Source organism: Actinospica robiniae DSM 44927 (assembly GCF_000504285.1).
In the GTDB taxonomy this organism is placed as follows: Bacteria; Actinomycetota; Actinomycetes; order Streptomycetales; family Catenulisporaceae; genus Actinospica; species Actinospica robiniae.
Map to the genome: position 1 here is coordinate 6,064,333 of NZ_KI632511.1, position 11,585 is coordinate 6,075,917.

General features: G+C 64.4%; 10 protein-coding genes and 1 pseudogene. 3 read left to right on the forward strand and 8 right to left on the reverse strand.

What is annotated here, in order from left to right:
• Positions 1 to 89: 89 nt before the first annotated feature.
• From ACTRO_RS25850 to ACTRO_RS49870, 4 genes and pseudogenes are all read right to left on the reverse strand, one after another.
• Positions 90 to 347 carry a Txe/YoeB family addiction module toxin gene (locus ACTRO_RS25850; protein ID WP_034267067.1) on the reverse strand — a complete coding sequence of 86 codons (258 nt, stop codon included), beginning with the start codon at positions 345 to 347 and terminating at the stop codon, positions 90 to 92.
• The gene (locus tag ACTRO_RS25855; RefSeq protein ID WP_034267071.1) at positions 344 to 610 is read right to left on the reverse strand and encodes a type II toxin-antitoxin system Phd/YefM family antitoxin; all 267 of its coding nucleotides are present in this window, start codon (positions 608 to 610) and stop codon (positions 344 to 346) included. The genes ACTRO_RS25850 and ACTRO_RS25855 overlap by 4 nt, the downstream gene beginning before the upstream one ends.
• 878 nt (positions 611 to 1,488) lie before the next feature.
• On the reverse strand, positions 1,489 to 1,989 hold the full coding sequence (locus tag ACTRO_RS49865) for a hypothetical protein (protein ID WP_169739949.1): 501 nt from the start codon (positions 1,987 to 1,989) through the stop codon (positions 1,489 to 1,491).
• Position 1,990: 1 nt separating this feature from the next.
• Positions 1,991 to 2,723, reverse strand: a pseudogene (locus tag ACTRO_RS49870) (transposase); the annotation flags it as partial.
• Between the two features lie 289 nt (positions 2,724 to 3,012).
• On the opposite strand from ACTRO_RS49870, the gene ACTRO_RS25870 reads away from it, so the two are divergent.
• The 3 genes from ACTRO_RS25870 (at position 3,013) to ACTRO_RS43905 (ending at position 5,429) form a co-directional block, all read left to right on the forward strand.
• Positions 3,013 to 3,516 (forward strand): SigE family RNA polymerase sigma factor, encoded by a 504-nt coding sequence (locus ACTRO_RS25870; protein WP_034267074.1) that lies wholly within the window; start codon positions 3,013 to 3,015, stop codon positions 3,514 to 3,516.
• A complete protein-coding gene (locus ACTRO_RS25875) occupies positions 3,513 to 4,685 on the forward strand; it encodes a hypothetical protein (RefSeq protein WP_034267077.1) in 1,173 nt (390 codons plus the stop codon). Before ACTRO_RS25870 ends, ACTRO_RS25875 begins: the two co-directional genes overlap by 4 nt.
• Positions 4,686 to 5,087: 402 nt before the next feature.
• Positions 5,088 to 5,429, forward strand: a complete 342-nt coding sequence (locus ACTRO_RS43905; protein ID WP_051451394.1) for a hypothetical protein — start codon at positions 5,088 to 5,090, stop codon at positions 5,427 to 5,429.
• 73 nt (positions 5,430 to 5,502) lie between these two features.
• Here ACTRO_RS43905 and ACTRO_RS25885 read toward each other — a convergent pair whose 3' ends face one another.
• The 4 genes from ACTRO_RS25885 to ACTRO_RS25895 all read right to left on the reverse strand — a co-directional run bounded on the left by ACTRO_RS25885 (position 5,503) and on the right by ACTRO_RS25895 (position 11,517).
• Positions 5,503 to 7,989 (reverse strand): tetratricopeptide repeat protein, encoded by a 2,487-nt coding sequence (locus ACTRO_RS25885; protein WP_157436447.1) that lies wholly within the window; start codon positions 7,987 to 7,989, stop codon positions 5,503 to 5,505.
• An 89-nt stretch (positions 7,990 to 8,078) separates the two neighbouring features.
• The gene (locus tag ACTRO_RS47515) at positions 8,079 to 8,507 is read right to left on the reverse strand and encodes a hypothetical protein (RefSeq protein WP_157436448.1); all 429 of its coding nucleotides are present in this window, start codon (positions 8,505 to 8,507) and stop codon (positions 8,079 to 8,081) included.
• A gap of 179 nt (positions 8,508 to 8,686) precedes the next feature.
• Entirely contained in the window at positions 8,687 to 9,682 is a 996-nt protein-coding gene (locus ACTRO_RS25890; RefSeq protein WP_034267085.1) for a CBS domain-containing protein, read from the reverse strand.
• Positions 9,683 to 9,687: 5 nt separating this feature from the next.
• Complete coding sequence (locus tag ACTRO_RS25895) at positions 9,688 to 11,517, reverse strand: DUF262 domain-containing protein (protein WP_034267088.1); 1,830 nt, start codon at positions 11,515 to 11,517, stop codon at positions 9,688 to 9,690.
• Between the last annotated feature and the right edge of the window lie 68 nt (positions 11,518 to 11,585).

Below are 11,585 nucleotides of genomic sequence, written 5' to 3' on the forward strand. Positions count from 1 at the left end.
CAGGCTACGCCAGCCAAAGAGTTTGCGCCGTAAAGCCCGTTGGGCAGAGCCTCCGGTGGGGAATTGCTCCGCCTGGCAGTGCGCTCGGGCTACTCGTAGTGGTAGCGGGCCGCGATGATGGTGATCTGGTCGTCTTGCGGGAGGTAGACGAGTCGGTGTTCCTCGGTGATTCGCCGTGACCAAGCGCCCGCGAGGGTGTGCTTGAGCGGCTCGGGCTTGCCGATGCCGTCGAACGGGTCGCGTTTCGCATCCTCGATCAGTCGATTGATCCGTTTGAGGGTTGCGCGGTCCTGGGCTAGCCACCAGAGGTAGTCTTCCCAGGCGCGCTCGGTGAACGTGAGTTTCACCGAGCGTTCCCGGCCTCCGGGTCGATCAGCTCGTGGACCTGTGTGTCTCCGCTGGTCGCCTGGTTATACGACTCGAGCAGGTGGCGTGCGTTGGCGGGTGCGGCGAACAAGTGCGCTGTGGTGCGCCATGCCTCGTATTCGGCGGCCGGGACGAGGTAGGCGCTCCCGGAGCGGGAGACGATCTCGACAGCTTCGGCGTTGTCGTTGACTTCCTCGATCAGGGGGAACAGCCGGCGGCGCGCCTCGCTCGCGGTGACGGACATCACCTCTCCTCTCGATTGGTACAACTTACGGTACCAGCATGCGGGGTAGTGGGGCGTAGGGGCAGCCACTGTCAGGACAGCCGGGTCGGGCGGTTCGTCGGTGGCGCGAGCGGAGCCAACGAACCGCCCGAACGCCATCGCGGATGGTGTTCGCGGTACCGATGAACGAGTGCGCGCGATGCACCGCGAGGCCGGGTTCCGCGGCGGAGGCTGTGGCGTGGCGGGTCGAACGCATGGGCTGCGCTCATCGCGCTGAACGCGTGCGTCCTGATCCTCTGCGTTCTGGCAGCGGTCGGGGTGACCAGTACAGGGCGGAGCGGTGGATGGCTGGCGTTACGGAGTACGGAGGTTGTCGTCGAGCTTGCTCAGCTCCTTCACCCGTCAGTATGCAGATACATCGCGTAGCTCCTGTGGCTCGTCTTCTCTGACCAGATGATCAACCGAGTCCTGCTGCCGATCGGTCGGGGAGCCCGGCTCGATCCTTGTGCTCGGGTCCAGCGACGGCATTCACGAGCCCGGGTTCGGGCGTGATCGACGGGGATTAGATCCGGCTACGGTCTGAGCGAGGCCTCGGTCCGGGCGGTGTCCTCGCTCCCGTGGTAATGAGCGATCTTGCCCTCGCGGAAGGAGACCGAGCGGGCGGCTGGCGCACGCCGCGAATCAGCCATCGACCTTGCGGTGTTGAAATCATTGCTCTTAGGACTGGAATCAGAATGGGCGCGGCTCCCCGGAGGGGGAGCCGCGCCCATTCTGGGCGCGAGTCGGGGGTGAGCGGGTTTCCGTCTGGAGTGTCAGGTGGCCTGGCTAGCGTAGATCGAGCGTCGAATGTACCCGTCCGTCGAGACTGGATCCTGATCTCGACGGACGGGCTCGCTCGACTACTCGCGAGCGAAGGTGCGCCCGGCGAGGTCAGCGGCGATGATGGCGCCGGACTGGTCGCGGGTGAAGATGCCTCGCTGGTTCGCGAGTCCGCCCTCGGTGATGATGAACTCGCCCGTCTCCCCAGGCAGCAGGCCCATGAGTGCTGGTGGCAGGTCCGCCGGAAGTTCGATCTCGCTCGACGCGCGGATCTCGGGCCTGACATCGCAGGCGATTGCGAGCTTCTCGCCGTCGTCGGTGATGGTAAGCACCATCACCTCGTTACCGAACCTGCCCGCCACCTCGCTCGCGCGCGTCGCGTCGTAGGGCAGGGGCTCGGGGGCTTGCTCGACGACGCCGAGATACTCCTCCAACGCCCAGGTGAGGATCGCCTGGTTGAACGCCATCCCGCTGTCCGGGCCCGCGTTCGACATCACCGCAACTGCGAAGTCGCGCTCGGGCACGAGCAACAGATCGGCGAACTGGCCGTTCGCGGATCCGCCGTGCCCGACCGTCGTCACCCCGCCGACGTGCTTGAGGAACCAGCAGATCCCGAACGCGTCGCCCAGCGAGGAGCCGCGCAACCGCAAGAACCGGGGCGCGCATCCCGCGCCGGGCGCAGTCGCGCAGCAGGCTCGCCCAGGACTCGCCGGACTCCCGGTAGCCCTCGTCCATCGCGATCAGCTCCTTGGTACCGTCGGCACGCACCCCGATCAGCACCAGCACGCACGCCTTGCTCTCACCCAAGCGTATGCGCAGGTGCACACCGTCCGCCCAGACATATACGTAGTCGAGCTTGGACAAGTCCCGCCGGACAAACACGGCGTGATCCGCCTGCCACTGCTCGGTCAGCCGGCTGACGGTGGCCGGGGACAGGCCGGCGGCCGAGCCGAGGAACTGCTCGAGCGCCGGGACGAAGTCACCGGTGGACAGGCCATGCAGATACAACAACGGCAGCACCTCGGCGACCCGCGGGGTCTTACGCGCCCACGGCGGCAGGATCGCCGAAGAGAACCGCTTACGCTCACCGGTTTCCGGGTCGATCCCGCTTGTCGTTGACCCGCGGCGCCTTCACCTCGATCGCCCCGGCACTGGTCGTCACCCGCCGCGGCCGGTGGTAGCCGTTGCGCACCGCCAGGCGCCGACCATCCTCGCCGCGCTGATCGGCCAGGTCCGCCAGATACGCATCGACCTCCGCCTCCAACGCGGCAGCCAGCATCCGCCGCGCCCCCTCCCGCACCACATCGTCGAGCAGCGAGGCCCCGTTCGCATCGAACCGTTCTCAGCCACTACCGTCAACACCGGGCGTACCTTCCCGACCGGCGCGCCAACGCCGGCCAGTCTCGAGACTCATCGATCCCCCGGGAAGGTACGCCTTCGTACGCCCTTCCGTCAGACCGGTCCACAAGTCTCGATCATTGCTCTGACGGCGGACGTGGTGGGCGGCCATGTGAGTCCCGATCTGCGGAAATGAGAAGTTGTGTCCGCCGCCCAACCTTTCAGCGGCATCCGGTGGTTGTAGGCCGTGAAGGGAGGGGACGCTCGTGCGAGAAGCGGACGAGGAGGGATTCCATGAGTTCGTGGCCAGCCGCTGGCCGAGGCTGGTGCGTCTAGCCCTCGGGCTCACAGGGGATCTTCATCTGGCCGAGGACCTGGTACAGACGGCACTGGCTAAGGTGTACGCCTCGTGGAGGCGGGTGCGGCAAGCCGAGGATCTCGACGGCTACGTCTATCGGGTTCTTTGCAACGCCAACAACGACCGGTTCCGCAAACGCCGGGTGGTCGAGGACTACCGTGTGCTGATGTCCGAGCCTGGGGAACCGGACGAGACCGCGACCGTGGAAGAGCGTGCTGCCTTGTGGGCGGCGCTGGCCGAGCTCGCGCCCAAACAGCGCGCAGCGGTACTGCTGCGCTACTTCGAGGATCTCAGCGAGGCGCAGACCGCCGCCGTTCTCGGTGTGTCGATCGGCACCGTCAAGAGCCAGACCTCGGATGCCTTGCGCCGGCTGCGCACAAGCTCGCACTTGACGGATGGAGGCTCGCGATGAGCGTCTACGAGTACAGCCCCGAGGAAGAGTTGTTGCGCGACCGTCTGGAGTCGGAGCTCGGCCGGGCCCAGCCCAGTCCCGCTCCGCACGTGTCGATCGCGGCACACGGTCGGCGGATCAAGCGCCAACGGCGACGAGCGGTGAGTGCCGGGACGGCCGTGATCTTGGCGGCGGCCGTGCCACTGGGTCTGCTCGGCTCCGGGACGTTGCGCACCCCTTCCGCTTCGGTCCCCAAGTCTCCGACCACGCATACAGCCACGGTACGGCCGTTCGCCTACGACATGTCCCACGGGCTGATCGGCGCAGGCGCGGTGGACGGGATCGCATGGTCGGTGAAGGTGTCTTCCGATGGCGGGGGAACCTACAGCGAGTCGATCGGTGGATCGCCCGCCAACGAGATGGGGCTGGTGGAGTCCGGGCAGGATCCGACGCCCTCGAACCCGCTCCTGTCCGTTGTGAGCGAGGGCCAGAACCGATACGGGAATACCGGCGAAGGGCTCTACACCACGTTCGGCGTGGTCCCCGACAACATCGGGCACTTCGTGATCGCGTTCGCGAACGGCGAATCTGCGAACGTGCCTGTGGTCACGTTGTCCGGCAGGAGCTTCATCGCCTTCGCCGGAACTCCGTCCCTAGCCATCACCAGAGCTACCGCATACGACAACGCGGGGATAGATCTCGGCTACTCGATCCCGTTCAACGGCGGCATCACGCCCGCTTTCGTATCCTGGTACCGGCCCAATGAGTCACCTTCGACGCGGTCGGCTTCAGTCTCGATCAGGGGCTCCCTCGGCTCTCAGAAGTGGACTGTCGCCCTCCACGAGGGTGCGTTCGGCTCCTGCGTTAGCTACGCCATGCCGGGCAGCATGCTCGCGAGCAGCAGCACCTCCGATTGCGTCGCCCCGGGCAAGAGCCTGGCCGAAGGCCTCACCTACGGCATCCGCAGTTCCAACAACAGCCTTCCGCTCGTACTCGCCGGAGTGCTCACACCCGACACAGCGCGCGTCGTAGCCGTTCTTGCAGACGGTCAGAGCGTGACGCTACCGGTCAAACGGCTCAGCGACGCGGTGCTGTTCGCAGATGTCCTTCCCGCCGGCAACGGTCTGGAGACCATGACGAGCTATGCCGCAGACGGGCAGATCCTCGAGCATGTACACAGTCCGAGCTAAAGCGTCCGGCCGATCACACGTTGGGTAGCGTCTGGGCATGGTCAGAAGCGACGTGACCAAAATAGGTCGAGCTACTCGCGAGGGACACGTCACGCCGATCGAGCTCGATCTCCCCGGTGGCCGGGTCCACCGCGGAGGTCGGCAGCCTGCTGTGCGCCACCGGCTACGTCACCCGCTCCGAGGACATACTCCGGTCCCGCAAACCGACGCTCACCCTGACCGACCCCATCCCGATTCAACCAGCTGATCACACTGCCGTACGCCCCGCTCATCGAAGACGGGCGCGCAGCAGATGCCCGGACCGCCGGCCGCCCCACCTTCCACGCGAGGTTCCCCGGCCCGCACTTCGAAGAGCTAACCAGGATCTGGACCCGCCGCTACGCCCGCGACGAGGCCGACGACGTGGAGATCGGGCCGGTCGGGGCAGCCGAGATCTCCGACGCCAAGACGCGGACCAAGCACGAGGTGGACATCCTGGCGCTCGCCCAGCGCGCACGACCGCAAAGTCCCCGTGCCCGAATCGCCCTGCTCGGCAAAGCCAAGGCCACCCTCAGCCCGAGGGGGCCCGCCGATCTCGACCGTCTAGACCGCATCCGGACCCTGATCGGCGAGCAAGGACACGACGTGCGTGACGCGAAACTCGCCCTCTTCTCCCTCCACGGGTTCGACCGCAACCTCCAAGCGGCCGCAGCGGCGCGTCGGGACGTCCTGCTGGTCGGACTGAGTCACCTGTACGGTAGCTGATTCTCGGTCGGTCGCTGATTGCGTGAAGCCCACTCGAAGGTTAAGTTGGCGGGCTTGCCATGCAGAAGCCGACTTATGCAGCATTAGGCCTCCGACCAGCCTTCGCGCTCACGATGGCGAGATTGAAGCGGACCTGCGCCATACGCTTGTCTTGGTCACTGAGCGAGCGCTCAGCGAGTGCTTGGCACTCGGCGGCCACGTCGAGAGCTTGACGTATGTCGCCCAACACTGCATGGGCCAGGGAAAGTGAGCTGAGGGTAGTAACGATCTGCGGATCGTTGGGGGTAAGAATACGCCTGACGACGCTGAGTGCTTCCTCCAGCAGGCGTACTGTCAATTCTGGTTCTCCTGCCAAGAGATGCAGGTTCGCTAGATTGATTTTGGCGGAAAGTGTTGTCGGATGATCGTCCCCGAGTACTCTGTGGCATTCCGACAACGCGATCGTGCCGGAGGCGATGGCCTGGCTCATATCCCGAACCGATGCGTAGGACATCGCCAGATTTATCCGGGACAGTAGGGTTTCATGATGATTCTCGCCTAAGGCATCGAGGCAATCCTTGAGCAATGCGATGTTCAGCTTGAGCGCTGCCGCTGTGCGACCAGCCTGCACATAGGCATTGGCAAGATTGCTTCGTATGGTGAGCATCCCAGGATGGCGCGTTCCGAGGGTTTTCTCGGCGATCCCGAGAGTCTGCTCGAGCGTAACAACCGCACGCAGCGCGTCTCCTGCTTTCAGATACGCATCAGCCATATTGCAGCGGGCGGCAATCGTATCAGGATGGCTGGCCCCGAGTTCACGATCTGAATCTGCGACCACGTGCTGGAAAATCCCGATTGCTTGAGTAATGTCTCCCGACGTGGCATAAGCGCCCGCGAGCATGGCTCGGGTGCCAAGGGTCAGCTCGTCGTCCGCGCCGAGCGACCGGGTGCACATTACAAGGGTGCGTTCAAAGAGCTCGATGGCTCTGTCTACGGATCCCGACCTCTGCAGAGCGTAGGCGAGGTTTCGGCTTGCGATGAGCGTGACGCGGTTGTCGTCTGAGAATGCGTTCTGTGCGCTTTGCAAGGCAGCTTCACCCACGCTCACGGCGGACTTGAGATTTCCGGCAGATTCGTGGGGGCGAACCATGTTCGTCAGCGTGGCGATTGTCTGCTCGTGGTCGGGGCCGTACACACGCAGGCAGCACTCGTAGGCGCGGCTGAACAGTTCGATCGATCGCGCCGTGTGTCCTTGGTTCTGCAGGTAGGTCGCGTAGTTGACAAGGACAGCGGCAGACTCGCCGTCATCGGTGTCGGGAGTCGCGTGATTTATATAGGCTTCTGCGTGTTCGCCCAGTCTGCGGTAAGCCGGCCACGCAGAGGGGTGCTCCGGATGGCCGGATAGTGCGGCACGCAGCATTAAACACGCTATTCCGCGAGATATCCGCACGAGGAGCGGTTCGCGATACCGGTCGTCTGGGTCGGCCGTGCGTGCTACGGCTTGGACGAGGCGGTGCACCGAGATGCGCTGTGACGTATCAGAATCTCCAGGAGGCGCTGGTGCCCTCGATATCATGCTGTAGTCGGCCAGCGCACCGAGCGCGTATGGCACCTCGCCGCGACGGTCCGGCGGAAGGAAGTCGAATAGGGACTCGGGTATCCCGTGCGGCCCCAACCAAGCGATAATCAGAAGCAGCTCAAGGGCCGAGGGGACCTCGGCTATCTGCTCCAGAGTCACGTTCCAGACGCGTGCAATGGTGGCCGCGGCCGGGGTATCGAGATCCGCTGCTCCAAGAAAGGCGGCAGGCTGAGACTGGAACAACTCCAGGTACCCTCGGACGTCGGACTGGCATTGCCTTATATAGGCCCCGGCCTGTTCCAGAGCCAATGGCAGGAACCCGAGTAGTTCGCAGAGGCGGTAGGCGGTCGGCAACTCTGTCGGCGCAAATTCCCCAACAAGCCCTGCGAGCAGTGCCAGAGCATCGAGGCGTGGGAGAACATCGAGCCTGGACTGTGTCGCACCGATGCGTTCCCAGTCGTGCTGGCGTCGGCTCGTTACCAGAATGCTTCCCGAGCTAGGCGCGATCCGTCCGAAAAGCTCGCTCAGGTCGGCGGGGCGCTCGACGTTGTCGAGTACCAACAGCCACTTACTCTTCTCGACGAGCCACGCGGCGGCACGATCGACAAGTGCAAGGTCGGTGAGGAAGGCGGCCAGATGTGGCTCGAGCGCGACTGCCAATCGGGCGAGCCCGGCGTTGATCGAGGCCGGGCTGTCTGCAGCGACCCAGATGATTTGCTGATAGGAGCCGGCGTAGACCTGCGTGTAGCGCGCTGCGAGGGCACTCTTACCTATCCCGCCCAAGCCGGATATCACGTGCGCCTTCCCAGGACCGGTCATGAGCAATCGGTGCAGCTCAGTGAGCTCTGCGTGCCGTCCGGCGAAGTCCCTAGAGGCCCCGGGCACGCCGATCGGTCCCGCAGCCGGTCCCGCCTGCGCAATCGGTGGCAGTGGGTCGAGAGAAACCTGGGTGATGGGAGAGAAGTCACCTGTGGTGATGGGGCCGTGGTTGTCGCCGGACACGGTCACTGACCGCGGGTTTCGGTGGGCCGAGCCGGCGGTGGGCTGGGTCCGGGCATCGCCGCGGCCCTCGTGGGCGTCGACGTTCACAACTAGGAGTCCGTTGACGAGTGGACGTGTATTTCTGAGTGGTCACCAGTACTCACGGCGCCGGTGTTATTTCCGCCAATGGCCACGGCTCGCTGGCCGCCGGCGGAAGCTTCGGCACCGGTATGTGGAAGCATGGCAGCAATCTGCCCGAGCAGTTCGGAGTCCTGTGTGAGTATCTTCCGTAACTGCTGGCGCAGCGTCGCCATTGCATCAGAATTTTGCGGAGCGGACTCCAGGTCGTTGACAGCTTCGGCCAGGGCCTCCGGCTTGGCTGTGCTTTTCAGCAGCTTCCGGAGCGCCCGTCGAGCTACACCGACTGTGAGGTCGGCGGCTTGATTTTCTCCTCGCGTGAGTAGGTCGGCCCCGTACTGTCTCACCGCCACGGCGACCATCGGCGCCAGCTCTCCGACAACCTGCTCGACTCCATCCATTGCACTCTCCCAAGCGAGCTATTGGAGGTTAGCCATCACAATTTGGGACATTCGGGTACTTCACGGAGTTCAGCCAAGCGGCCCTCTGCCTCGGCGGCAACGCGATGCCGCAAGCTGAGCGGCCTGCTGACGCAGCCCGGAACGCGCATCGTTGCTCGCACCGAGGAGGAGGCTTCACATCAGTCCGGGTCAAGAACCAGGAGCATATGGCGAAGAGCCTTCAGGTGATTGTGCTCGGTATCCGTCATTGGGGTTGGGCGGAAGTGCATGATCTGATTACGGACTTTGCGGACAGCGTCCAGATGATCCAAGAATAGCTTCTTGTCGAGGTTCCAGCCGAGCATCTGCCACCGGTGCGCCGGGCTGATCAGCTGCTTGTATTGATCGAACATGAGCTCGTCCGCGCTGCTGTGCTTCTGGTTGGTCAGGGCCAGGAAATCGGCTTTGGTATACGTCTTGTTGAGAAGACGACGCAACCTCCGCTCGATCTCGCCCACAAGGAAGAAAGGACCGGCTATGACCGCGAATTGCCTAGCCAGGTCGTCTGCCGTGACGATGCCGCAGTAACTGCCGTCCACGTCGCGGACGAGGGCGTACCCATGTTCCAGGATGCGAGGTGTGACCTCTAGCAGATCGTCGTTGACGCCTATGACTTCAGGTTCGCAATCCATGGCGTTCATGAGGGTCTGCTGCTTATTCGCCGCGTGTGCTTGGCCCATGCCCCGGTAGCTCACGACTCCGTGCAGCGTGCTGGGCTCATCGATGACGGCGATCTCGGACTTCTGGCCGATCAACATGTGCACGAGTGCCTCCTCGAGAGTGCTCTGTGAGGAGAGGCTGCTCATGCCTGCGCGTGCGCTGGGCAGGAAACTGACCTTCAGCCTCGTCTGCGGCGGTGTGCTGAGCGGGTCCTCCTGCTCATCCGTCAGGACCGACTCTTCCGCCGTCGGGGAGGCGCTGAGGGATTCCAGCGACACGACCTCGACCAGGGTGTCACTCGGGCCGACGTCGAATGCGGGCACCGTCGTCAAGCCGTGGCGGTCGAGGTCGATCGCGATGCGCTGGTTCGTTTCGTGTCCGCGAACCCGCGCGTCCCACACGGCCAGGAGTTCGAGGATGCTGAGCTTTCGGCCGATGAGAGCCGCGATGACGGCGGCATTTGGAGAAGGGCCCATGTAAATCAGCCCTCCAGATCATCGCCGTGAGAGGTGCGGGTGACGGGCCTGCCCATCGCTTCGCCGACCAACTTCAGCAGCCGATCGACCCGGTCCGCGTAGAAGGCATCGAAGTCGTTGGCGCGCAGTAGTTTCGGACTCACCAGGTGTGTCCCGACGATGTCGTCGAACCAATCGTCAGGCTGGCCGTACTCTCGCGCCATCAGCTCCAGGTAGGCACCGGGAGCACGCTTGCCTTGAGACGTGCTTGCCCGATGCGACAGGGCCGTCTTGTTCACGATGCTCGAGAGCTTGGAATCGAGGTTTTCGACGGGCACCGGTGACTTCCAGCCCTTCGGGAAGATTGTTCTGATGTCGATGTTCTGACCCTCGACGAGTTCCTGATCGATGGGCGCGGAGCTGAAATACCAGTCCACGGCCCCTTGCTTGATCAAGAGGGCGTAGATCCCCTTGTACGCGGCGCTGTTGCGGCTGACCATCGAGGTGAGGCGCTGCTCGCCGAAGTCGGCTCGGTCGACCGTGTCGGGCAACGTTCGGTCGGTGAGCCTGCCGTGCACCCAGTCGAGTACTTCCTCGACGTCTCGGGTGAATCGCGTCTCGATGCTGCCGCTGTACATCTCGCCCAGTACCCCGCACCAGTACCAGCGCTGCAGCTTGGCCTCCACCTCGGGCTGGTCCGTCTCGGCGCCGAGTGCCGCGCGGATGGCCGCCAGCGGCACCAGCTGAGTCCGATACGGCAGGTCCATCTTCTGGAAGATCCGCTGCCGGCCCAAGAAGCCGCCCACCCACTCCAGCGCGGCGGCGATGCGCGGGCTCCAGGCCTCGTAGGAGGCGAGCGGCAGATTCAGCAGATCCTTACGCTTGCAGCCGACCGCGGGGACAGGGCCGATGGCGCGGGACTCGAGGACCGCGTTCCTCCGCTCCCACGAGGATGCCAGGGCGATGGCCTGCAGGAAGTCGGTGCTCTCCAAGCCCTCCAACACCGGATACGCCGCAGAGAGCTTGCCCCGGATGGCGTCCCAGTCGTCACGCAGGTTGAAGTCGTTCCCCTCGTGCGCGGCCGAGTACTCCCTGTCGCCGGCGTAAGTCGCCGTCAGCAGCTCGAAGACGTTGAGGATGACGCCCCCGGTGTTCACCTTCTCGAAGACGGTGCACACCGCGACCTTCGAGGTTTCCTTCGGGAGCTTGATCATCGGTACCTGGAACTGCGTAATCCGGTTGAGGACCTGCTCTTGGAACCGGGTCCACAGCGCCTGCCGCTGCTCACTGCCGCCGGTGTACTGGAACATCCACCCGTTCGTCTTGGTGACGTCGAAAGCGAGGTTCAGCGGAAACATCCCCGCCGCGCACTCGCTCTCGCGTGTCGTCAGGTCCAGGGCCACGCGCCGGCCGAAGTCGTCACGCACCGCCTTGTCCTCGGGGACCGACCAGATCGACTCCTCCAGGTCCGCGCCGTCCTCTGCGGCTGCCTGGATATCGATGTAGTACCACCGTCGGAGCGGCTTGTTCCGGCTGTCCATTGTGTCGACAGGGGTGTCGGAGTACAGGGCTCGGTAAAGCGAGGTGAGCCGTTGCTGGCCGTCGAGCAGCAACTGCTCCGGCTCGGCACTCGGCTGCGCGGGCGTTCCGGCCAGCGGTCTGGCCTTGAACTGGACTTCGCCACCACACTCGAGCGTCATGACGACCCCGAGGGGGAAGTCGAGTGCGACGGTGGCGAGGATCGCGCGGATGCGGTCATCGTCCCACTTCCAGTCGCGCTGGAAGACGGGAAGCTGGATCTTCCCGTCCCCGATCCTCGCGAGCAGCTCGCCCAGCCGCACGCTGTCCAGTGCCATCGACTCACGGTTCCTCTCATCGACTGATAGGACATCATGGCATCAGGGCACTGGTTTATGCGCACTAT

Excerpts from the sequence above, each read along its gene's own strand:
- ACTRO_RS25855 (WP_034267071.1), bottom strand. The coding sequence starts at position 610 with ATGTCCGTCACCGCGAGCGAGGCGCGCCGCCGGCTGTTCCCCCTGATC.
- ACTRO_RS25875 (WP_034267077.1), top strand. The coding sequence starts at position 3,513 with ATGAGCGTCTACGAGTACAGCCCCGAGGAAGAGTTGTTGCGCGACCGT.
- ACTRO_RS47515 (WP_157436448.1), bottom strand. The coding sequence starts at position 8,507 with ATGGATGGAGTCGAGCAGGTTGTCGGAGAGCTGGCGCCGATGGTCGCC.
- ACTRO_RS25890 (WP_034267085.1), bottom strand. The coding sequence starts at position 9,682 with ATGGGCCCTTCTCCAAATGCCGCCGTCATCGCGGCTCTCATCGGCCGA.
- ACTRO_RS25895 (WP_034267088.1), bottom strand. The coding sequence starts at position 11,517 with ATGGCACTGGACAGCGTGCGGCTGGGCGAGCTGCTCGCGAGGATCGGG.